General features: G+C 45.0%; 18 protein-coding genes. 6 read left to right on the top strand and 12 right to left on the bottom strand.

The features are described 5' to 3' along the window. Window positions 1-17: 17 nt before the first annotated feature. From SIO70_RS16505 to SIO70_RS16485, 5 genes are all read right to left on the bottom strand, one after another. Window positions 18-1,469 carry a RagB/SusD family nutrient uptake outer membrane protein gene (locus tag SIO70_RS16505; protein WP_320581955.1) on the bottom strand — a complete coding sequence of 484 codons (1,452 nt, stop codon included), beginning with the start codon at window positions 1,467-1,469 and terminating at the stop codon, window positions 18-20. 11 nt (window positions 1,470-1,480) lie between these two features. Continuing rightward, window positions 1,481-4,597, bottom strand: a complete 3,117-nt coding sequence (locus SIO70_RS16500; RefSeq protein ID WP_320581954.1) for a TonB-dependent receptor — start codon at window positions 4,595-4,597, stop codon at window positions 1,481-1,483. Between the two features lie 489 nt (window positions 4,598-5,086). Then, window positions 5,087-5,956: an aldose 1-epimerase family protein gene (locus SIO70_RS16495; RefSeq protein ID WP_320581953.1), complete on the bottom strand. Its 870-nt coding sequence runs from the start codon at window positions 5,954-5,956 to the stop codon at window positions 5,087-5,089. Window positions 5,957-5,989: 33 nt separating this feature from the next. Then, window positions 5,990-6,199 carry a hypothetical protein gene (locus SIO70_RS16490; RefSeq protein ID WP_320581952.1) on the bottom strand — a complete coding sequence of 70 codons (210 nt, stop codon included), beginning with the start codon at window positions 6,197-6,199 and terminating at the stop codon, window positions 5,990-5,992. Window positions 6,200-6,361: 162 nt separating this feature from the next. Further along, window positions 6,362-7,762 (bottom strand): MBL fold metallo-hydrolase, encoded by a 1,401-nt coding sequence (locus SIO70_RS16485; protein WP_320581951.1) that lies wholly within the window; start codon window positions 7,760-7,762, stop codon window positions 6,362-6,364. A gap of 49 nt (window positions 7,763-7,811) precedes the next feature. Here SIO70_RS16485 and SIO70_RS16480 point away from each other — a divergent pair, with 49 nt between their 5' ends. Next, window positions 7,812-8,609: an SDR family NAD(P)-dependent oxidoreductase gene (locus SIO70_RS16480; protein ID WP_320581950.1), complete on the top strand. Its 798-nt coding sequence runs from the start codon at window positions 7,812-7,814 to the stop codon at window positions 8,607-8,609. 60 nt (window positions 8,610-8,669) lie between these two features. Here SIO70_RS16480 and SIO70_RS16475 read toward each other — a convergent pair whose 3' ends face one another. Both SIO70_RS16475 and SIO70_RS16470 read right to left on the bottom strand, forming a co-directional pair. After that, window positions 8,670-9,077 (bottom strand): response regulator, encoded by a 408-nt coding sequence (locus tag SIO70_RS16475; RefSeq protein WP_320581949.1) that lies wholly within the window; start codon window positions 9,075-9,077, stop codon window positions 8,670-8,672. Then, window positions 9,070-10,935 carry a PAS domain S-box protein gene (locus SIO70_RS16470; RefSeq protein WP_320581948.1) on the bottom strand — a complete coding sequence of 622 codons (1,866 nt, stop codon included), beginning with the start codon at window positions 10,933-10,935 and terminating at the stop codon, window positions 9,070-9,072. The genes SIO70_RS16475 and SIO70_RS16470 overlap by 8 nt, the downstream gene beginning before the upstream one ends. Before the next feature lie 202 nt (window positions 10,936-11,137). On the opposite strand from SIO70_RS16470, the gene SIO70_RS16465 reads away from it, so the two are divergent. From SIO70_RS16465 to SIO70_RS16455, 3 genes are all read left to right on the top strand, one after another. Next, window positions 11,138-12,196: a sensor histidine kinase gene (locus SIO70_RS16465; RefSeq protein WP_320581947.1), complete on the top strand. Its 1,059-nt coding sequence runs from the start codon at window positions 11,138-11,140 to the stop codon at window positions 12,194-12,196. Between the two features lie 12 nt (window positions 12,197-12,208). Beyond that, window positions 12,209-12,925: a LytTR family DNA-binding domain-containing protein gene (locus SIO70_RS16460; RefSeq protein WP_320581946.1), complete on the top strand. Its 717-nt coding sequence runs from the start codon at window positions 12,209-12,211 to the stop codon at window positions 12,923-12,925. Between the two features lie 178 nt (window positions 12,926-13,103). Then, complete coding sequence (locus tag SIO70_RS16455; protein WP_320581945.1) at window positions 13,104-15,698, top strand: outer membrane beta-barrel family protein; 2,595 nt, start codon at window positions 13,104-13,106, stop codon at window positions 15,696-15,698. A 59-nt stretch (window positions 15,699-15,757) separates the two neighbouring features. On the opposite strand, the gene SIO70_RS16450 is transcribed toward SIO70_RS16455, so the two are convergent. The 5 genes from SIO70_RS16450 to SIO70_RS16430 form a co-directional block, all read right to left on the bottom strand. Further along, window positions 15,758-16,150: a hypothetical protein gene (locus SIO70_RS16450; RefSeq protein ID WP_320581944.1), complete on the bottom strand. Its 393-nt coding sequence runs from the start codon at window positions 16,148-16,150 to the stop codon at window positions 15,758-15,760. 115 nt (window positions 16,151-16,265) lie between these two features. Then, a complete protein-coding gene (locus SIO70_RS16445) occupies window positions 16,266-16,682 on the bottom strand; it encodes a Dabb family protein (RefSeq protein ID WP_320581943.1) in 417 nt (138 codons plus the stop codon). A 77-nt stretch (window positions 16,683-16,759) separates the two neighbouring features. After that, window positions 16,760-18,931, bottom strand: a complete 2,172-nt coding sequence (locus tag SIO70_RS16440) for a gliding motility-associated C-terminal domain-containing protein (RefSeq protein ID WP_320581942.1) — start codon at window positions 18,929-18,931, stop codon at window positions 16,760-16,762. Window positions 18,932-19,413: 482 nt separating this feature from the next. Beyond that, window positions 19,414-20,088 carry a YceI family protein gene (locus SIO70_RS16435; RefSeq protein ID WP_320581941.1) on the bottom strand — a complete coding sequence of 225 codons (675 nt, stop codon included), beginning with the start codon at window positions 20,086-20,088 and terminating at the stop codon, window positions 19,414-19,416. 427 nt (window positions 20,089-20,515) lie between these two features. Continuing rightward, a complete protein-coding gene (locus SIO70_RS16430) occupies window positions 20,516-21,253 on the bottom strand; it encodes a hypothetical protein (protein WP_320581940.1) in 738 nt (245 codons plus the stop codon). Window positions 21,254-21,560: 307 nt separating this feature from the next. Here SIO70_RS16430 and SIO70_RS16425 point away from each other — a divergent pair, with 307 nt between their 5' ends. Both SIO70_RS16425 and SIO70_RS16420 read left to right on the top strand, forming a co-directional pair. Continuing rightward, window positions 21,561-22,157, top strand: a complete 597-nt coding sequence (locus SIO70_RS16425) for an RNA polymerase sigma factor (protein WP_320581939.1) — start codon at window positions 21,561-21,563, stop codon at window positions 22,155-22,157. 52 nt (window positions 22,158-22,209) lie between these two features. Next, window positions 22,210-23,373 carry a FecR family protein gene (locus tag SIO70_RS16420; protein WP_320581938.1) on the top strand — a complete coding sequence of 388 codons (1,164 nt, stop codon included), beginning with the start codon at window positions 22,210-22,212 and terminating at the stop codon, window positions 23,371-23,373. Window positions 23,374-23,459: the final 86 nt, after the last annotated feature.

Below are 23,459 nucleotides of genomic sequence, written 5' to 3'. Positions count from 1 at the left end.
ATGAAGTTTTGTGAGTTTTACCAACCGGGATTTTGTGTCAGTTCGTTATTAATATCTATTTCAGATTGTGGGATCGGGTAGAGTGTATCTTTCACAGCAGCGCCTGTCTTGGCAGGATACACCCTGAGTGCATCGTACAGGTAAGTGCCTCCCCTTCTCGACAAGTCGAACCAGCGATTGCCTTCCTGTATGAATTCCTTTCTTCTTTCATGGAATACAGAATCACGAAAAGCTGCCTGACTCAAACCAGCTGTGAGGTTACTGATCTTTGCCCTGGCCCTTACCTGGTTGATAGCAGCATAGGCATCGGCTGTAGGACCATTGATTTCATTCAGTACTTCGGCCTGCATGAGCAGTACATCTGCATAGCGGATCACAGGATAGTTGATACCACTGATGGACTGATTCGTCAAAGGAGAAATGGAATAGTCGATGAACTTGGCGAAGCGCGCGGCGCCGAATTGTACATACTTGCCGGTGGCAGCATTATATAACTGTGTAAAGAACGTCACGTCACGACGGGCATCAAAGCTGGCGAACAATTGATACAAAGTACTGTCTGCAGGCTGATCGCCGGGATATACAGCGGGATTGAAAGAGCTAAAATTACTACTGCTCAGGGAATTGGTACTGTTCTTTGCGCCAAGGTTGGTACCAAATTGTACAGAGAAGATATGTTCTTTGCCATTCTTGGTCGCCTGCTGGAATACATCGAGGAAGTTATCAAATAAGGCGTAGCCATAACCACCATTGATCACCGTGGTGAGTTCTGTTGCGGCTTTTGCCCATTCTCTTCTGGTGAGATAAACCTTCGCAAGCAATGCATGGGCCGCGCCACTGGTTGCACGGCCTACATCAGCACCGGTGTATGTCTTAGGCAACAGGGTCGCTTCATTCAGATCTGAAATGATCTGTGCGTAGACACTATCTTTTGGACTCCGTTTTATCTTTTGTGCATTCACATCTATGCTGGTAGGATCATGCAGCACCAAAGGCGCATCGCCCCAGAAACGTACAATATTAAAATACAGTAAGCCCCTGATGAATTTAGCTTCGCGTACCAGTCTTGCACGAAGGGTGGTATCGAAGTCTATATCCGGAATATTGTCTATCGCCACATTGGCACGGCTGATACCGAAATAGTGTTGTTGCCAGTTCTTTTTGATACGGTCATTAGCAGGTACATATGTCGCAGTACCTAATGCACGTACATCGGTATTGGTATTGGATGGACTGAAGATCTGGTCATCACTACCGTTGCCTGTTAAGAGGTTCAGGTCACGGCCATAGATCACGAAGTCGCCGGCAGCATCGGTATTGAGTGTGCTGTAAACCGCTGCTACGGCAGAAACGGCGTCTGACTGCGTTTTATAGAATTGCGATGCCGTGACGATGGAGTTCGGATCTTCTTCCAGCTTGTTGCAGGCAGCAGCGAAAAGTAAAGAAAATATGATGAGTGATTTGTTCATGGTTGTTAATTTTAGAATGTCAGATTCAGACCAGCGAGGAAACCTTTTGTGCTGGGATAGGCGCCGTAGTCAATACCCTGCTTGGTATTGTCACTATCAAAGAAATTGACTTCGGGATCGAGGCCGGTGTATTTGGTCCATGTCCATATGTTCTGGGCAGAGACATACACCCTGAGCTGACTGATATGTAACGGGCGGATCACATCGCGGGGGATGGAGTAGCCTAAAGAAAGTGTTTTGAGTTTTACGTAAGATCCATCTTCTACATACCTGTCGGTCACCTGTGCTACAGGCGCGTTGGTGGCTTTCGCAACTTTACCATTTGGATTGGTTGCACTGTATCTATCCAGCAAAGTGGCAGAGGCGTTGAGGGATAGTGTAGGTATTTCCAGTTTTTGCTGGAGGAAGTTGAAGATCTTATTACCATAAGAACCCTGGAAGAAAACGGACAGGTCAAACCCTTTGTAAGCAAGGGTATTGGAGAGGCCGAAGGTAAATTTAGGCTGCGCACTGCCTAAGTAATGTTTATCAGCAGTGGTGATCGCACCATCACCATTTGTATCTACATATTTAGTATCGCCTACCTGTTGAGATACACCGGTAAGGTAAGGTACACCTTTCGCTACGTCTGCAGCGGTAAGCAACCCTGCGGTATTATATCCCCAGAAACTGCCGACAGGCAAACCAACTTTTACAATCACCGGCGATACATATCCTGTTGGCGCCAAAGGGAAGTAGTAATCGGTTCCCTGACCCAGGCTCAGGATCTTGTTTCGGTTCACAGCAAAGACAGCGGTGGTCTTCCAGGTAAAAGAACTGCTTTTGATATTATCAGATGAGAGACTCAGCTCCACTCCTTTGTTCTCTACGCTACCCACATTCTGCAATACACTGGAATACCCTGAATAGAGCGGGAATGGTACATTCAGCAGCAGGTCTGTCGTTTTCTTATAATAGGCATCGAAGGTAAAGGTGAGGCGGTTATTGAAGAAGCCTGCATCCAGACCTACATTGTATTGAGTGGTGGTCTCCCATTTCAGATTGGGATTGGCGATCTGTGTAGGAGCGATACCTGTAACCAGCGAACCATTGAAGTAGTAATTGCTGGGTGACAGTGCTGCCAGTGAACTGTAAGGTGGTACTTCGGAGTTGCCGGTACGACCTACAGATGCACGTAATTTCAGGTCATTCACGATTTCACTGGCAGGACGGAAGAAGTTTTCCCTGCCTGCATTCCACGAGATACCAAGAGAAGGGAAGTAACCCCAGCGGTTATTCTTACCCAGTTTGGAAGAACCATCTGCACGCAGGGAGATCGTTACATTGTATATATGGTTGTAAGAATAACTGGCTCTTGCGAGGTATGAGTTCAATGATGATTCATGTGCATCGGAGGTAGAGAGTACAGCAGTACCTGCATAGTTCAGGTTATTGAATGTAGTCAGGTCATTGGGGAATTTCTGTGCGCTGGCTACGGCAGACTGGTCTTCCTGGTGCTGGGTAGTATAACCAGCCAGTACATTCAGGAAGTGCTTACTGCTGAAAGTATGATCCCAGGTGAGGGTGTTTTCATTGATCCAGGTAGATGCGGCAATACTACCCACAGATGCATAGCCCTGTGCAGCATAACCGGTGCTGTTGCCAGCTGGCGAACCCGCGTAGCTGGGAGAGTAATAATTTTGCTTGGTATTAATGAGGTCAGTACCGCCTGTAACTTTGAGGGTGAGGTCTTTGAGAATCTTGTATTCTGCGGAGGCGTTGCCGAGAATACGACGGATGTAAGTACGGTTAATGGTGGATTTAAAATCCTGAATAGGGTTGGTAGGAATTGAGGAATAAGGGCTGGCCGTATAATAGGTGCCGTTTGCATTGTAGACGGGCACAACGGGTGACACCTGTAATAAATTGGCGAAGGCGGTGCTCTGGAAGTTGATGCTGTTATAGCTATTTCCATAGAGTTTATCCTCGATGGATTGGCTACCGAATATATTGGTGGAGACTTTCAGTTTGTCGCCGATGTTTCGTTCATAGTTGATCCTGCCGGAGTAGCGTTTGAAACCGGTGTTCACAACAATTCCGTCCTGGTTGAAGTAGTTGCCGGAGATGAGGTACCTCGATTTATCGTCGCCACCAGATACAGAGAGCTCATGGTTTTGAATGGGTGCTTTGCGAAGCGCGGCGGATTGCCAGTCAGTACCGGCTCCGAGGGCAGCGATGGCAGAGTCGCTGTAGGTTTTGGCGCTGCCTGTGCTTGTATTCACATCATTGATGAGAGAGGCCCATTGGGAGGCATTGAGCAGCTTCAGTTTTTTACGCACCTGTTGCTGGCCAAAGTAGGTACTATAGCTAATTTCGTCACGGCCGCGTTTCCCTCTTTTGGTGGTGATCACCACTACCCCATTTGCACCACGGGAGCCATAGATAGCGGTGGCAGAAGCATCTTTGAGGATTTCGATACTTTCTATATCGCTGGGATTGATGGTAGAGAGGGCGTTCACCCCTACCCCGTTGGACGCGCTGGTGTTTACATTATCATTGTTATTATAAATGATAAAGCCATCGATCACGTAAAGAGGGGCGTTGCCAAAGCTGATGGAGTTGCCACCTCTTACACGGATAGTGGCGGTGGCACCGGGTGCACCGGAGCTCTGGGTGACATTGATACCTGGTACAGAGCCTTGCAATAAATTGTCGAAAGAAGCAGCGGGTTGTGACAGCAATCCTTTGTTCACGCTGGCGACGGCGCCGGTGAGGTCACTTTTGCGCTGGGTGCCATAACCTACTACTACGACTTCGTTGAGCTGGCTTTCGTTTTCGACCAGCGTGATGGTGAGTGGTGAGTTGGTGGCTTCGATCTCCTGCTTTTTGTACCCTATATAAATTGCTTCGAGTACGTAGGGAAGTTTTTGTCCTGTTTTGAAGAAGAACTTCCCTTTATTGTCAGTGAGCACCTGGTTGGTGGTACCTTTGATCCTTACCAAAGCCCCGATGAGCGGGGTTTGGGATTTGCTGTCTACGACAATGCCGGTGAGTGTGGAGTTGATGACTGGTTCATTCACTGTTTGCGCATACGACGTTACAGGTGCTAATCCCAGGGTGAGTGAGATGAGCAAGAGAACTTTTTTCATTAAATTTGTAGTTAGCGATTAAAAAATAAGGTGCCTGCCCAGCGATGTGAGTCGTTGAGTAGTGCGATAACGAGCCTTGTTAAAATCCGGCCGGTGACTGTTCCCGCAGTTACCGGCTTTCTTTTTTTAACACACGGTTGGTGTGCCTTTGTTATGTAGATGTGTGTGCATATTGCAGTTTTGAGGCATTCTTATGTCGTGCTATTGACATAGGAAAGCATGTGTCAGGATTATTATGCTGGAAAGGTGATTGAATGGAAGAAAATATCATTAGCGGCAACAACAGCGGTCGGCTGAGTTAGGACATCCTGGTTGATGATAAATGGTTTGTACTGTATTTGCCATTGTACAAAATAAATTACAGTGATATTGAGACAAAAATAGTAAAAAATATTAGTCCACCAAATTAGTGTACTAATATTTTTTTAGGAACTGTATAAATAGAAAAGCCTCCCTGACGGGAGGCTTTTCTATTTATTGCATTATTTTTTAAAAGAAGTCCGCTGTCCAGCTTCTCTCAAATACCTGTTTAGCCCCCAGTTGATTGATCCCTTCCTTTTCTGTAAGTTCTCCTGTAGCATCTACATTATCCGCTACACCACACCACGGTTCGATGCAAACAAAGTCTGCATCTATCGCCGCCCAGATACCCATGAATGGAAATCCATCAAATTGCAATGTAAGACCATGTGGTTTCTTATCGCTTTTAATAGAGATCGCATTGGAAGCAAGATCCTTAAATACCAGTGCATCCTTATAAAAGAGGGATTTCTTCAGGTCCAGGCGCTGGGTATGCTCCAGGAAAGGAACAGGTGTCTTTTCCACAAATCCTGCATCAGACAGGAGATATAAACGGGTATCTTCTACTTTATTAAACGCAAGGTAGTAATCCTCGTAAGTGACTCCTTCTTCCAAAGGCACTTTGAATGCAGGATGTGCACCTACAGAGAAATACATGTCTGCCGCACCTTTATTTTCCACCTGGTAAGTAACAGTGAGCTTTGCACCTTCAATTGCATAAATGACAGCAAAACGGAAATGAAAGGGGTATACTTTCAGGGTTTCTTCATTACTATTCAGTTCGAACGTAACCTGGGTATCGCTCTGCGAAGTAACAGCAAATACATTGTCCCTTGCAAAACCATGCCTGCTGAGTGTGTAATTTTTTCCTTCAAACGTGTAGGTATTATTCTTTATGGTACCCACTATAGGAAATAATACAGGGCTGGTTTTGGCCCAGTAAGCGGGGTCTGCATTCCAGAGATACTCCTGGTGCAGGTCTGTACGGGTTACCTTGCGGAGCTCCGCTCCTTTTTCAGCTATGACTACGTGCAACTGTCCGTTCTTCAATTCAGGCATATATTCCTATTTTTATGCCTGTAAATGTAAGGATTATTTTTTCCTGGCTCCCAATACCAATACTACGCCTACAACAGCTACAATACCACCCGCATAGGTAGGCCATCCAATCCATTTGTTTTCTTTCTTATTGATTTCAACGGGGCCAAGGTCAACTACTTTCTTTTGGGTGGTTACAGAGAAGCCTCTGATAACGATCATGGCAATACCAGCGATAATGAGGACGAGACCTAATGTTTTCATGCTTATCAGTTTTAGATAAGTAAAGACAATCGGCATGCCAGCAAAATGCAACAACCCATTTCTAACAAAAATGGAAGCCAACCTAAAAGATCATCCTCCGGCAGAAGGGTATCTTCTTAGTCAGCTTCCTTGCAGGTTTATTTGTATAGTCTATGAAGAATGTCAGAGTAGGGTTTGAGGACACACATATTCAGTCAACTGAAGCCTGTTTGCTTCGCGGATTGCCTTGAGCCCACCTCTAACATCTACCAGGTGGCTAAAGCCCCTGGCTTTTAGTATGGAGATAAACATCATGGAGCGATAACCGGCTGCACAATGTATGTAGTACAATTTCTCTTTATCCAACAGTTGCATGCTGTCATTGATATAATCCAGCGGCGCATGGATAGCGTCCATTACGTGTTCGCTTTCAAACTCACTTTTGCGGCGTACATCCACGATATGCTCCCCACCTGTGAGGGAACTGGCTTCTACCGTAATGACCCTGTCTATAGGCTTACCGGCCTCCATCCAGGAGAGCATACCACCTTTCAGAAAACCCATGGTAAAATCATATCCCACCCTGGCGAGACGGACGATCACTTCCTCTTCCCGGCCTGTTGGCGCTACGATGAGAATGGGTTGTTCTATATTCGGAATGAGGGTGCCAGCCCACGGAGCAAAGCTGCCATCAATACCGATATTAATAGCACCGGGGATAAAACCGGTAGCAAATTCTTCAGGATCACGGGCATCGAGAATGAGTGCACCTGCTTCGTCTGCGATAGCTTCGAAATCTTCTGGCAGTAATGCCTGGAGACCTCTTGACAAAACGGTACCCATTTCAGTAGCCCCTTCTTTGTTTAACCGCACATTTTCAGGGAAGTAAGCAGGCGGTGTAGTGAGACCGGTCGTTACTTCTATGATAAATTCATCGCGGGTCATATTTTTGCGCAAAGCATAGTTTGTCGCAAGCTGGTTAGCCAGCGTATCGGTGGTTTCGCGGCTCATATTTTTACCACAGGCACTACCTGCACCATGACCGGGATAGATAGTGATATCACCAGGTAATGTCATGATCTTGTTGCGCAGGGAATCGAAAAGCACACCGGCCAATTCTTCCCTGGTCATGTCTGTAGCCTTTTGGGTCAGATCAGGACGTCCTACATCGCCAATAAAGAGGGTATCTCCTGAGAACAGGGCCACCGGTTTATTAAACTCGTCGTATAATAGATAAGATGTAGACTCTGGTGTGTGCCCAGGTGTATGTAACACCTGGATAGTGCATTTGCCTAAGAACAGAAATTCATTGTCGTTTGCTACATAGGCGGGGAAACCTGGTTGTGCCGTAGGGCCATAGACGATGGTGGCGCCGGTAATAGCGGACAACTCCAGGTGGCCTGAAACAAAGTCAGCGTGGAAGTGTGTTTCCAGAACATATTTTATACTGGCGTCGGCAGTGGCGGCCTTTTGGATATAGGGAGCCACTTCGCGCAGGGGATCGATGATAGCTGCTACTCCATCGCTTTCGATGTAGTAAGCCCCATGTGCGAGACATCCTGTATAAATTTGTTCTATTTTCATGGTGACTAAGCTTGTATTGCAAAGATGCAATACGCCATTTTTTTAATAGATGACCAGGGTCATGCATGAGAATGATATAAATTTTACGGGAAAAATAGTGTGGATCACGGGAGCTTCTTCAGGAATTGGAGAGGCGCTGGCCGTATTGCTGGCACAGAAAAAGGCGCGGTTGATATTGACAGCAAGAAGGGCATCGGCTTTACTGGCTTTGTCAGCGCGATTGGATACTGCTGTGAAAGTATTACCGGCAGATCTGTATACAGCCGATGTTGCCGCATTGACCGCAGATGCATTGGCCGCCTTTGGCGGGATTGATATAGTGATACATGCAGCGGGAATGGGGCAAAGATCGCTGGCGGTGGAAACGCCGGTCAAAGTATACAGGCAGTTGATGGAGATTAATTTCTTTGCACCAGTCGCGATCACGGGATCTTTATTGCCCGTTTGTAATGCGCATATGGTGGTGATAGGGAGTATGTCGGGATTGATAGGATTTCCGGGGAGGACAGGGTACGCGGCGAGTAAACATGCATTAAAGGGGTATTTTGAAACGTTGCAGGTGGAGCAGGATGTGCCGGTGACGATTGTGAGTCCGGGTAGGGTGCAGACAAATTTATCACTGTCGGCGATTACGGCAAGTGGGGAGGCGCATGGGGTGATGGATGAAGCACAAATAAAAGGCATTCCGGTCATGGAATGCGCTGCACGAATATTAGAAGGAGTCGCAAAGCGGAAAAAACATGTAATTATTGCACGGAAGGAGAAGTATCTATATTGGTTGCATGGGTGGTGGCCATCCATCTACTATAAGGTTGCAAAAAAATACTCATTTACCAAAGGCAAATGAGTATTTTTTTGAGGCTGGGCCGGGCGGCCAGCAGAGAAAAAGAAGCTTTTAGCTTCAGCTTTATGCTGGCAATAATTCTGTTAATATTTCTTTGATAATATTCTTTCCAATTGGTTTAACAAGGTAGCCTGCCAGAAAAGGAAACTCCTTCGCTTTCTGCAAATCACTTTCATGTGTAGAACTGGTCAGTACATACACTTTAATCTGCTTGTCTGCAGGCAACGTTAACTTTACGTATTCCCGCAGAAACTGCCACCCATCCATATAGGGCATATTTACATCCAGCAGGATCAGATCAGGGAGATTATCCGGCTCATTCAGATTTTGTTTTATGTAGTTCAAAGCCTGTTCTCCATCAGTAAACTTATGGATCTTTTCCACCAGTTCCAGTCTTTCAAAATGCTGCCGCATGACAAATTGAAATAATTCATCATCATCAACAACGCAAACATTTTTAATCTTATTCATCTTCCTTCGTTATGTGTACCCGGTTATTAAAATAAACAAAGAAACTACTTCCTTTTCCTACTTCACTCTTTACATCCAAACTTCCACCGAAAGTCCGGATTTGATTCCGGACCATAAAAAGGCCCACTCCCTTACTTTCATAACCACGATGAAACTTCTTCTTATACCTGAACAACTGCTCTCCGTGCTTTTGGAGGTCAATACCTATGCCATTATCCTTTACCATCAATACGACCTGGTCCTCATCCTGCCAGGTACCAATAGTAATTTCAGGCGGAGCTTCCGGGCGGGTATAAGTTAATGCATTGTTTATCAAATGAAATAAAATATTTTCCAAATACGGGCGACAGTAAAATAAGACTGGAATTTGAAAATGCATATTCAATTGAGCATTTTTCTCCACAACCTGCTGATTGAGCGAGCTCCACAACTGACTGGTTATATCTTCCAGATCACATTGGGTAAAGGGCAGATCTGTATTGGCCTGCTGTGCCAGCACTTCTTTCAGGTCATTGAGGGTATTGATAATCGAATTCGCTGAATTTTTCATGTGATTGAGCAGGGCCTGCTCTTCCTCCATGTCTTTCAGTTCAGGTAAGAGCTCTACTGAACTGATAAGGGCTGTAGCTGGCCCCCGCAAGTTATGGGCAATGATCTGGTTGAGTTCGAAAAGTTGTTTGATCTTTTGCTGGAGGTCAATAGAAGTGGCATGTAGGATGATGTTTTTCTTTCTGGCTTCCGAATCAAGGTGTTTTAGTTCCGTCACGTCGATCATCTGAACGATCAGGTAACGGATGGTTTCATCGGGGTTCAGCATCGCCGAGCAGGCCAGGTACATATAGATATAATGCCCGTCATGATGCCGGTATCGTTGTTCTGCTCTGTAGCTATTGATCTTCCGGTCAGTGATCTGCTGGATCTGGGCGGTGGCTATATCCAGGTCGTCAGGATGAATGAGGGTGCGGGCACTCATGCCTAACATTTCCTCATGGGTATACCCCAGGGTATCCAATAGTGAGGTGTTTACATCCAGCCATTGGCCATCCAGCGATAACAGGGCGATGCCGGTAGGCGAATAGTCAAATACGCTCTTAAATACCTGCTGACTATCTTCCAGCTGGGTACGGGCCTCTTTGAGTTCCTGGTTCGCCTTGTATTCGGCGGTGACATCGTGTATGCTGAGGATAATGGTATTATTGGCAGTGCCGGGTTTGAGCAGGCGGATGCGGTACCATACCTGTTGATCTCCATCCAAAGGATCCTGCATTACCCTCACGACCTCCTTGCCGGAGGTAACCACTTCACGGATCAATTGCTGAATTTCCTTTTTTAAACGATCAGGCATGTAATGATAGGCAGATTTGCCCTGCATCTCCATCCAGGGCAGAGTCAGGCGGGCGCTCCGGTTCATCCATACATGCAGGATGATGCCATCGATTGTCATTTCGAGGATGATATCATCCAGGGAAGAGATGATGGTATTGAGCGAACGGTTGATTTCAAGGTAACCGGTCACATCTCTGAAAGTGAGGATATAGCCAGTCTCGGTAGATGTGTGCAAAGCCTTGCCGGTGACATGCAGCCAGCAGTCCTTTTTGTGAGGTACATCCTGCCGGATCTTAAGACCTACGAATTCTTTCTGCTCCTGCAACAGGCTTCCTAAAGCACCGGCAGACGTGCTTTTCCACCAGTCAGGATCCTCCATCTGAGCTTCAGAGATCTGCAGGATCTCCAATGCGGAGGGATTAAAGGCTACGATCTGACCTGCCTGGTTAATAGCGATATAGCCATCTTCGAATGCGGCGGCTATTGCGCCCCACCAATTGTTCACGGGGTTAAAGGTTTTAATTTGCACCATAGTTATTTTGGAACACTCCTTTAAGGTCGAGTGATTTTACTGCTAACGGTTGGACATGGATATGATTATAACAAAATATTAACAGCAATATTAAGCGAAAACTACAAGTTTGCCGCCAAAAACGAGTAATTCATCTCTATTTTCTGTTGAAATCCAGTTATTTTCTGTTTTTTTGAAGTGTTTTAATGGACGAATTAAAGAAATGACTGTTACACAAAATGATATAAAACCCGCCTGGTATACGAAAAAATGGGCTCAAAGTTTACTCCACGCGGTGGCCTGGGTTACCTTATTCACCCTCCCATATTTATTACGCCCTTCGCCAGACAAAAATCATGGACACAAGGAAGAAGATCCTCTCTGGCATATCCACTTTATCATAAATTGTGTGTTCCTGACCTTCTGGTTTTACCTGAACTCAAATGTGCTGATACCTAAACTGGTATATAAGAAGAAATGGTGGCAATATGGTGGTATATTGCTGGTAATGCTCTTTGTGCAGGTATTAGTGAGGTGGATATTTGTGAATATATTTATTTCGCCGGAGGAGTTTGATTTACGTCCTACGATATTCTTTAGCTTTTTCACCCTGCTCTTTATCCTTGCATGTAGTACAACCTGGAGGATCGTGAAAGACAAGGTAGAAGCTGAGCAACTGGCCAGTGACAGGGAAAATGAGAATCTGAAAACAGAGCTGAGCCTGTTGCGCTCCCAGGTAAGTCCGCACTTTATGTTCAATGTATTGAATAATATGGTGGCCCTGGCCCGGAAGCGGTCCGACCAGCTGGAACCTTCCCTTATCAAACTCTCTTCCCTCATGCGGTATATGCTGTACGAAGCGGATGAGGACAAAGTGGCCCTGGACAAGGAGGTCGATTATCTGCAAAGTTATATTGACCTGCAGCAGCAGCGATTCGGGGCAAAAGTACAGGTGAATGTAAACCTGCAACTACCGGAGAATGGGTATGAAATAGAGCCGATGCTGCTCATTCCTTTTGTGGAAAATGCCTTTAAGCATGGCACAGGTATGATACCGGATGCCAGGATTGATATAGAACTGAGAGCGAAGCAGGGTTTATTACAGTTCTCTGTAATGAACAAGTACAATGAAGAATATGAAGAGGTAAAAGATAACTCGTCCGGGATAGGTTTGACGAATGTGAAACGAAGGCTGAACCTGTTGTATAGAGATAATTACCAGTTACTGATCAATAAAAAAGAGGGATGGTTCGTTGTATCCCTACAATTACACTTGCATTAATAAAATACGAATATGGTATTACGTTGCATAGCAGTAGATGATGAGCCACTGGCGCTGGATTTATTGGAAGACAATATCAAACAGGTACCTTATCTTGAGCTGGTAGCAAAGTGTGCAGATGCTTTTGAAGCAATTAAGGTGCTGGAAGAAAATACCGTGGACCTGATCTTCCTGGATATCCAGATGCCGGGCTTGACGGGATTGCAGTTTATACAGAGTTTACAGCACAAGCCGATGATCATCCTGATCACGGCTTATGAAAAATACGCATTGCAGGGGTTTGACCTGGAGGTAACAGATTACCTGGTGAAGCCAGTCGCGCTGCCCCGCTTTATCAAAGCCTGTAACAAGGCGAAAGAACTGTTCCAACTCAGACAACAGCCATCTAACCCCACAACGGCGGCCCCTTCCCCGGAGTTCTTTTTTGTGAATGCGGATTATAGCCTGCTGAAGATCAATATCGGAGATATCATCTGGATTGAAGCCCTGAAGGACTATATCCGGATACATTTGACAGGTACTGCCAAGCCGGTGGTGACCAGGATGCCATTGAAACAGGTGGAAGAGCAGCTGAACCCGGCAAAGTTCATCCGGATTCACAAGAGTTATATCATTGCTGTAGCGCATATCACTGCAATCAGGAAGAACAGTGTGTTTATCGGTACCATGGAACTGCCTGTGGGCGATAACTACAGGGAGTCTGTGGCGGCGCTGACGGGTACTAAATAAGCTTATGCAGCTATATCAAAAAAGTGGGTTTTACCGGCTGGTAAAACCCACTTTTTTTGTCTGGCGTGCCAAACATGAAAAGAAGCTACCTTTTGTCGCTATATTTTTTCCTATTGTCTCATTTGGCTATGCATAATTAAATTCTACAATTAGTTTTGCCTTATCAGAAAAGAAGTTTATGCAAAGATTTTTTTGGCTAATCGCCCTGTTGACCTTTACAGTAGCAGCACATGCACAAATGCCCCCGGGGGGCACGCCTCCTCCGGGAGGTTTCCCAGGTGGTGGTAAACCTGTAGCAAACGGTCACCTCTACGGAAAGGTATTGGATAGTGATGGTAAACCTTTACCCTACACTTCCGTAATCGTATTTCAAAACAGGTATGACACCATTACCGGTACTAAAAAAGATGTGCTTGTGAAAGGAGCCATGACACAAAATAACGGGGATTTCAGCCTGGAAGGTGTGCCTACTTTCGGCCCCCTGATCCTGAAAATCTCGGCTACCGGTTTTAAACAATATGTACAGACCGTGTCTTTCAAAAAAGCAGGTAGTGGTCCCCCTTCTACAGATAAGGACCTGGGCAACATCAAACTGAGTTCCGATATCAGCCAGCTGAACGAGGTAACAGTTACCGCTGCCAAACCGCTCATGAAAGTGGATATGGACAAGAAGGTATTCGACGTGACCCAGAATATTTCCAGTGTAGGTGGTACTGCACAGGATGTGATGAAGAACGTACCTTCTGTGAACGTGGATGTAGATGGTAACATGACCATGCGCAATGCCACACCGCAGTTGTACCTGGATGGCCGTCCTACTACCCTGACCCTGGATCAGATTCCGGCCGATGCGATCGAAACAGTGGAAGTAATGACCGCTCCAAGTGCTAAATACGATGCATCAGGTGGTGGCGCAGGTATAGTGAACATTGTACTGAAGAAGAACCGTAAAACGGGTTATAATGGTAACATCAGAGCGGGTATTTCCAGCCGTGGCGGCCTGAATGGCGGCCTGGACTTCAATGCACGCCAGGGTAAATTTAACCTGAGTGCAAATGCCATGTATAACCAGAACAAAGATCGTACAACAGGTTACACTGACCGTACTGATTACTCTACAGACCCTAACCTCCATACACTGCAGAACAACGTACAGACTGGTGGCGGTGGATTTATGTTTGGCAGGGTCGGTCTGGATTATTTCATGAATAACAGAACGACTTTATCCCTCACAGGTACAAAAGTGCATGGTGAAATGTCACCAAAAAGTACGCTTGACATTTTTACAGACAGCCTGTACGACAGCGGTACTACCAGCTCTTATGGTCATCGTATTACAGATGGAAAAAGAGTCTTTAACGGGAATGGCCTGGAACTGGCAATGAAACACCTGTTCCCCCACGAAGGAGATGAACTGAGTGTAACGGCAAACTATTTCGGTGGTACCAACACAAATAATTCACTGTATACCACCAATTACTATACGGCTAAAGGTGGTACTTACACAGATGATGTAATTCAGAAGATCGATGGCGATGGTAAGATGCACCACATCACCGGACAGGCGGATTATACAAAAGCACTGAGTGCAAAATCAAAACTGGAAGCAGGTGTACGCGGACAGTTCAACTACACGCTGAACAAGAACGCTACTTACTATTACAATGACGAAACCGGTGAGTACGATCTGTCATCCAGCTCTACCAGCAACTACGAGAATCATGAGAGGATCCTGGCGGCTTATGGTACATTCAGCAGCAGCATTAAGAATTTCAGCTATAAAGTAGGTGTACGTGCAGAAAGTTCCAACTACGATGGTAAACTGCTTAACAACGGTGAGAAGTTTAGCAACAGTTACCCGGTAAGCCTTTTCCCAACTATCTTCCTGAGCCAGAAAGTAGGCCACAACCAGGAATTGCAGCTGAGTGTAACCAGGAGAATCAACCGTCCAAGCTTTTTCCAGCTGATACCATTTGCGGATAGTACAGATAAGCTGAATATCACAAAGGGTAATCCTAACCTGGTACCAGAGTTCACACAATCATTCGAATTATCTTACATGAAGACGTTTAGTAACAACAGTACCTTTATGGCATCTGGTTATTACAAACGTACTACACATACTATTACCAGCTATACTGATTCAGAAACAGACGAAGCCACTGGTACTTCTGCACTGATAAACACATATATCAATGCAAAGAACAGCTATACCACAGGTGCGGAAGTAACACTGGTCAACTACATCACTAAATGGTGGGATATGAATACAAACATCAATGCTTACAACTCTAAGGTAAATGCGGGTACTTCAGAGGTACAGAACAATGCCTTGTGGAGTGTGTTTGCAAAGGTGAACAGTAACTTCAAACTGCCGGCCAGCTTTGAATTGCAGCTGACAGGTACCTATCAGTCTAAAACCAACATGCCGGTGAACCAGCAGAAAGGTTTTGGAGATGGTCCTCCACAGATGCAGGCACAAAGTTCTTCCCAGGGGTATATCAAAGGTTTCTATGGTGTAGACCTGGCGTTGAAGAAGAGCTTCCTGAAGAGCAAGGCGCTGACAGCGACAGTGAGCGTGAACGACATCTTCCGCAGCAGAACTACGGATCAGGTATCATACAGCACTTATTTTACACAGGAGTATACACGTTTGCGTAACCCACAGTTCGTAAGACTGAACCTGGCATATCGCTTTGGTAAGATCGATGCTTCATTGTTTAAGCGTAAAGCAAACAGTACCATGGATACCAATTCAGGAATGCAGATGTAATTTTTTTATCGTAGGATATGGGGAAAACAAAAAGCAGCGGCTGGTCCGCTGCTTTTTTATTATCGGTCCAGCAGCGACATAAAGCCAAGCAGGAGGAGGAAAAGTACAGGTGCCAGTACGAGTAGGCCGGTGGCGAAAATGAGACCATCATGTATGGCTTGCTCACTTTGATGGGCAAATTCTTTATAAGTTCTGCGAATGACTGTTTTCCGGCTGAAATAGCATCGGTTTATCGAATAGATAAAGATGGTAAACCCTGCGGCGATAGCCGTCAGGAAGCCGTAAGACACCTGATCAAAGATCATAATAAAGCTGGCTATCACGAATGGTAATAGCACCATAAAACCCACCGCAGTCAGATATAAAACGGCATTCCCTCTTGCATACCGTTTTGTAAATTTTTGTGCCAATAAGTAATAATGGTAATACAAATAGCGGTATACTAATGTCATATACAGATCATCATATATGTTTTAACATAACGTTGTTGTGCTGTGTGTGTGTATTTGGTTGATAGGCCGAAGTAAAGAATTATTCCTGTCTTTTAAGGTTAATGAGCGGTTAACGCTATATATCCTCTGCATCGTAGACGATCACCTTTTGCCAGAGGGTAGAACAGTTTTTGATGAATGCCAGGTGTGCAGGATCGGTCTGATAGATGTCCTGATCTGCTTTATTTTTGAAGAACAGCAGCCAGGATACCTGGTAAGAGCGGTCAATCACTTCGCGGTTGGTGGTAGATGGCAATCCAATATGATGTTGGCGAATGGTTTTGGCGGTTTTCGCCAGCGTTTGTAGTCCTTCAATCAGCTTTGCTTTATCTTCCTGGCTGTCCGGGTTTTTGAGCCAGAAGTAGACATGGTGTACAAATACCTTTTCAGTTGGCTTAGCCATGAGCGCAGTGCCTGACAGGGAAGCGATACTGGTGAGAGCGGCTGTTTTCCCGGCGGTGGCTAAGAATTGGCGCCTTGTTTTTTTGAACATAGGGTCATGATTTTTAGTCCTTTAAAATAGGAAATATCTATGAGCCCAAAATTTATTTTTTGCAAAATGGATTTAGCTCAACGGATTAGCAGGATGGTGCCTTTTCTTACGACATCACCACAGATAGTTCTGGCGCGGATCATGTAAATATATGTACCCACAGGTAAAGGTTCGCCTTTGGAAGTACCGTCCCAGCAAGCATCTGGTGAATCTGATGCATATACGATCCGACCTACCCGGTTGAAAATATTAAACTCAAACCCGGAGGTTTCCCCCCAACGTTTTAGTCCAAAGCAATCATTTTTACCATCTCCGTTAGGTGTAAATGCCGAAGGTATGGGATAACGGGTGAAGGCGAGAGCGACATCCACATTGACGGTTATACTTTCTACATTGGTACAGCCATGACCATCCATAATAGTGACTTCGTAAGTAGTCGTTTCCAGCGGGGATACGGCCGGACTGGCGGTATGCGTATTGGTGATGCCGGGAGCAGTTTCCCAGGTGTAATAGATGCCTCCTGTTGCTTTTAAACTGATGCTGGCGTTGGCACAGTCAATGTCGCCTGATTTGGCAATGGTAGTCCTGGGTGTATCGTATACGATCACGGGTACCACGAGGGTATCGGCGAGCTTGCAGGCGTAGTCCCTGATGTAGACCTTGAAAGTAGTATCGTGCAGGGGTGAAATGTTTAAAGCCGTACTTGTGGTAAGCAGGGAATCATTTGATGTAAGCCATGCATATTCATCGCCACCGGCGGCGGTCATGATCACAGACTGACCGATGCACACAGCGGGTGAGTCGGGGGTGACCTTCAATACAGGCGTCGGAGTTACATTGATATATATTTTTTTAGAAGTACGGCAGCCGTAGATGGTAGATGCGGTAATGATGTAATTGGTGGTGGTGTCAGGGCTGGCAGTAGGGTTTGTGATGGTCGTGTTACTTAATCCTTTGGCTGGCGACCAGGTATAACTGGCAGGAATATCTGAAACGCCTGATAACTGGATAGTGGTGCCCGTACACATGGAGGTATCCTTGCTGGTGGTGATAACGGGAGAAGGATTCACATTGATCGTGAGCGAAGCTTCGCCTGTGCAGCCATAAGCGTCTGTTCCTGCTACGGTGTATTTTGTGGTGATGGTTGGACTGGCCACAGGTTGAGCGATGGTATCGGCATTCAGGAAAGTAGCAGGTGTCCATTTATAGGAGGTAGCACCCGTAGCACTGAGCTGCGTGGACCTACCTGCGCAGAGAATAACGTCGGGGAGCGTGCTAACTTTTACATCGCAGGGTGCAGTGAGAGGAATAAAATAGTCTTCGACTTCGCCATTGGGCGCATAGCCGGTGGGACTGGTGATAAGCGTATCGGAGATGCGGAAGCGAAAGGCGGATGGAGACACTTTGCCGGCAGGGAGTCGTGCCGGGATGTCTGACCATTTTAAAGTGGCGGTATTTGCTGTTATAGTATCGATAGCGATTTCATTTGCATCGAAGGTACCATTGCGGTTGAAGTCGAACCACGCGGAGACGTATGCGGTTGTAGTGGCGTATACCGGAATTGTGATTTCGTACTCCCCTCCTCCTGTATATGGAGGAAAAGTGGTGATCGCATCTTCGTCGGCAACGTCATCAGTGGCTTTTAGCGTGTCGGCATCGGGGACGATGGCACCTAAGTAGAAATTTGATTGTTGGGTGAGGGTACAAGGGATATAATTGAGTTCATGGGCGGCATAGCCGTAGGAAGCCGGCAGGTCTCCCCTGTCGAATCCTGCCAGGATACCGAAGATGACGGTGGAGGCATTTCCCATAGTGACTTCGGTCGTATCAGTACTTAACGCCATCGAAGTGCTGCAGGCATCTGTATAAGTAGTGCTGCCGGTACCGATGGCGACCATGGTAACGGGTATGGGAGTATTATTCCGGGTGGCGGTAAAGGACACTTTGAAATGCGCGCTGCTGTTGGTATTTAAAGAGCCTTTGATGGCTGGGTTATTGAAGTCATAGCCGGCGTAAGACATATAGTTAGGTACGGGAGTAGTACCTGTAACGTCGGAAAAGGTGGCGGTAACAGTGAGGCTATCACTGGTAATAAATGTTTTAGTGGCCCCTTCGGTAATGGTAAAACCGGCCCAGTTGCACCAGTAGATCTGCTCTTTGAGGGATCCTGTTCCGGTATCGGCATATTGTGCTTTTAGCTGTAATTGAGATAAAAGCAATGCCAGAGACAGGGAATAGATTTTTGGCATCGGGTATAGGATAAAGTTTTCAATGCATACAGGCGCTGGTTCTGGTTAAAAAGGGTTCAATATCACGGTAGCTGTATGTGTCGATGATGGTTTATGAGATAAGTAAATTATGATATTTTTTTATATAATAAAATATATTTTCAGGTAGGTATATTCTTTATGTGAGTATAACGGAGAGAGATGGTTGAAATTGAGGTGATTGGTTATTGTGCAGTATTTGGGAGGGAAAAAAGATTTGGAAAGAGCGGAAAAAGGTTGTTACATTTGCATACCAATATTTGAAGGGGAATAATACAAATTAGGTTTTCAAAGGACCAGATAATTTATTGAGGTAGCATCTCTGCTACCTCTTTTTCGTTTTAGGGGAATTGGAGGTATTTGTATCGATATTGTTACTTTATTTATTGTTCTGTTTTTCAAAAATAAAAGGCCCGCATCCTACGATGCGGGCCTTTTATTTTTTCAGCATATGCTGATAGCAATTATTTCTTAACAGCCTTCACTTTGAAGCCGATTTCGATATCCTTGCTAATCACCCAGTTTTCAGGGCTACCTTCAGTTTTGTAGTGGATACCCCATGCGGTTCTGTCAATCACGAATTTAGCAGTAGCAGTTACGTCGCCTTCAGACACAGTAACTACAGCAGGGAAGGTGATGTTCAGGGTGCTATCTTTCAGGGTCAGGTTACCGCTGATCAGATTAGTTGCACCTGCTTCCAGGCTCTTAGCTTTAGTGCTGTCGTAAGGAGCTACGGCAGTGATAACGAATTTAGCAGCCGGGAACTTCTCAACATTGAAGAAGTCTGCGCTTTTCAGGTGGCCATCCAGATCAGTGGATTTCTTATCCTTTTCAGTAACAGATGCAGGATCAGTGGTCAGGGAATTCATGTTTACTTCGAATTCACCACTGGTAATAGTGCCGTTTTCAACGTTCAGGGTACCGGAAGACACCTTGATAACACCCCAACGAGGAGCCATACCACCTTTGTGGGTAGCTTTCCAGTCAACGGTAGTAGCAGCAGTGTCGATGGTGTAAGCAGCACCGGTGGTAGCAGCAGCTTCCTGTGCTTCGGAGGTTTTAGCCTGTTCAGGTTTAGTACCACCGCCACAAGCGGCCAGTGCAAGCATTAAAGCAATAGCAGATACAGTTTGCTTCATGGTTTTCGATTTTTTTAATTAAAAGACAATGTATTATATCACCGAAATTAAATATTTGTGTTCTAACAACAATAGCGAAACCGGAAAAAAGATGAAAAGTACAACGACTTTTTACCGGGGAATGGACAATTTTCTGAAAATGATGTGATTTTTTTTAAATTTTAATGATTGTACAGCGAAATGACTAATGATTAATGTGGGATTTAATAGGAGGAGATAAAGGATGTAAATTTGTAACTCAGATAAACAGCAGTGGGTATTCGTTTAGTATAGCCATACTAGTTTGTTTATTTTACAATTTTAATGGGAAGCCCCAGCTGGATTACCGGCTGGGGCAATTTATTTAAGTTAGGCTATTTTTCTGGATTTAAAAATAAAATGATGAGTAGTGTATCATTTTGAATTTAGTCAGGCCCCGTACAATTAGCTACTTCTTTGCCTTCTGCGTCATGATCGTCTCATCCCCCTTTGAAATCGTCAATGTAGGTGGCAACTTCTCCTTTCCAATAACAGTGATCTCTACCTTGTAAGTATACGCCCCATTCTCAAAAGAGAAATAATGATTGCCTCCTGAGCCCTCACGTATCAACTTCCCATCCTGAATCACCACCTCCGGCTGATCTATGGTTCTGACATTCACTGGCCAGCTGGTATACCGGAAATTATTACTCCCCATATCATCAATTCGCACCTTGAATTTATCTGTCTGAAAAGCTAAAACCGGTTGCTTATAATCTCTTAAAGAAGGATTGATCTGGTTCTTATCCGCTTCTATCAGCGTAGCTCTTTTTGCCGCTTCTGTTTTCGTCTGGTAATTGATCCCTATCAGCTTTCCATTATCATCCAGCCATACCTGACCCCGATTCAGAGAGATTCCCCTCCACCCTCCTGAAGCCCAGTCTTTTGCCGGGTCAGAATGAGCGATTATATAAATCAGTGAATCATCAAACAGTTCACTGTAACGGGCAAGGAATTCCTGCTTATTATTCACAGCTGGCAACGGATATTGTCTTCTTAAAGGATATATGACTTTATCGGCGAGCGCCTGTTTATCCTGTTGTTTTACAAGCGTGATAAAGGCGGAAACGGCTTTGGGATTAGGATTGTCCTGACCAGAAGCATTTACGCCGGCATAGAGAAAAACGGCTAATAGTAATCTTTTCATAGTATTTGTAGCGGGCAAAGATATTGCACCTTGAGGGATAGAAGGCGAATTATATGCCAGATTTTTTCGTGAATTTATTATGAAAGTAAAATAACGGGATGTAGCGCAGCCCGGTAGCGCACTTCGTTCGGGACGATGAGGCAGCTTTTTGAATCAGGAAAGAATTATGAAGCATCATCCTCTGCTGCTGGCTCGCCCTACATCCTTCAACCAAATTCTTCTAATTTATTTTTATCTTTTTTTGTAAAAAAAATCAATAAATTTTATTAAATAGGGGAAATTTTACACTATTTAAAAGATTTCCGGATTGTTTGCAGACGTTACAGATAATAACACAGAGCTCCTTTCACTTGTAGCTGCGGGCAATGAAAAAGCTTACCGAAAGCTCTTTCACCTCTATGCTGATCTGTTACATACATATATACAACATCTCACAAAGTCAAACGAACTAGCCGAAGAAATCGTACAGGATATTTTCCTGCAAATCTGGACAACACGGGAAACTTTGGGCAATATTCACAACTTCAGGAACTACCTCTTTGTCATCTCCCGTAACCATGCGCTGAACATCATAAAAAAGATGGTTCGCGAGAATAAAAAAAGAAAGCTATGGGAATATAATGAAGAACTCCTCGCCACCCATCCTCCAGAAAATCAGGAACGTCAGTTAAGTCTTATAGAAGAAGCAATTGCCCAACTCCCTCCCCAGCAACAAAAAGTATGGATCATGAGCCGGCAGCAGGGAATGAAATATAATGAGATTGCGACTGCAACCGGCCTTTCCAGGGAGACTGTGAAAAAATACCTTCAATATGGTACCCAATCAATTATAAACTATGTAACCAAACATAAAGACCTTTTATTGATCTTACTTTTATTTATTAAAAAAAAATTCCCCACCTGATAGCCCCTTTTTCATTTTTCTGTTGTTCCTATTATAAAGTAATACTTTTTTCATGCAAACATCTTCCAGGCTTGAGGAGCTATTTCAACGGTGGTTTAATGGTCAGGCCAATCCCGCCGAAAAAGAAGAGCTGATAAACCTCCTCGAAAGCATCGATATAAATGGAACACTTCCTGCTGTACTAAAGGCAGCGTGGGATGATTTGCAGGCAGAGCAGGTATATACCAATATTCAAAAAGATGCAATTGTTGATAAAATACTTCAAAAAGCCCGGCCACCACTGAAAACCCGTACGCTCAATCACAGTTACTGGTGGTGGGCAGCTGCAATGCTTTGCATTATTATGGGTGCAGGTTACTGGCTTAATAGCCGGGTATCAACAAGACACACCGGGAATGCTATTGCAACAACAAAAGACGTTCCTCCCGGTCGGCATGGGGCTGTATTGACCCTTGCTAATGGAAAGAAGATCGTATTGGATAGCAGCGGCAATGGCATTATCACCAACCAACAAGGTACACAGGTCATACTCAGCAATGGAAAACTGTTGTATAACGCCGCCAAAGCCGAAGGAGTGAGCTATAATAATATTTATACCCCCCGGGGACGAAAATTCCAGCTGGTATTGCCGGATAATTCAAAGGTATGGCTGAATGCCGGTTCCAGCTTGCAATTCCCTACTGCTTTCACCGACAAAGAACGCCTGGTGAAGGTTACAGGAGAAGCTTATTTTGAAATAGCCAAAGATCCAGCAAAGCCTTTTTGTGTTTCAGTGAATGATCGCATGCAGGTGAAGGTATTGGGAACCAGCTTTAATGTCAATGCATATGGCGATGAAGCAAGTATGAATACCACCTTATTGAATGGCGCTGTATTGATCGAAACGCCGGGCCATAAACCGATGCAGCTAAATCCTGGCCAACAGGTAAGAGCAATGCCCGATGGCACCCTTCAGATGGAAAGTAATGTCAATACAGACCAGGTGATTGCCTGGAAAGATGGGTATTTTAACTTCGATGGGGCTACAATACAACAAGTGATGCGGCAACTGGCCCGCTGGTATGATATAGAGATCGTCTACGAAGGAAAAATACCAGACATCATATTCGAAGGAGAGCTCCCTACCTCACTTCAACTGTCACAAGTATTGAAAATATTAAATCAGGTTGAAATCAAATATCGTATAGAAGGGAAACGACTTATAATTTTGCCATAACCAAAAACTAAAATAACTACAACCAACTAGCCTGAAAAAAATAAGGGAGGTGTTCCACCACCCCCCTCTATGTAATTCCAGGTGAC

This window comes from Chitinophaga sancti (assembly GCF_034087045.1).
GTDB lineage: Bacteria > Bacteroidota > Bacteroidia > Chitinophagales > Chitinophagaceae > Chitinophaga > Chitinophaga sancti_B.
Note: the sequence above shows the minus strand (reverse complement) of the source record. Positions and strands in the feature narration are given on the sequence as shown.